This window comes from Methylobacterium frigidaeris (genome assembly GCF_022179185.1).
GTDB classification, from domain to species: Bacteria; Pseudomonadota; Alphaproteobacteria; order Rhizobiales; family Beijerinckiaceae; genus Methylobacterium; species Methylobacterium frigidaeris.
Genome location: NZ_BPQJ01000183.1, coordinates 1 through 282, shown reverse-complemented (window position 1 = coordinate 282; position 282 = coordinate 1). Strand labels below are relative to the sequence as shown.

1 pseudogene is annotated in these 282 nt (G+C 73.4%); it reads left to right on the top strand.

From position 1 onward, the window contains the following. Positions 1 to 32 precede the first annotated feature (32 nt). Positions 33 to 282 (top strand): annotated as a pseudogene (locus MFF64_RS36785) (integrase); the annotation flags it as partial.

The window sequence follows — 282 nt, the reverse complement described above, 5'->3', positions numbered from 1 at the left end:
CGGCCGAGCGCGAGAGCGATCCCCGCCACGGCATGCCCAGCGCCGTCGAGGATGATCTGCGGGCCCGCAGCCTGCTCCGGGTCGCCGGTCCGCACGCGGTCTCGACCGTGCGCCGTCGCCTCGCCCACTGGTCGACCCTGCACCGCTTCCGCGGCGTCGAAGGACCGTTCAAGGCACCGCGCCTACGGACCGCCCTATCTCTCGCCGTGCGGGCGAACCGGCGGCCACGCACCCGCAAGAGTCAGCGGGCGGTCACCGCCGCGGTGATCGAGAAGTTGCTCA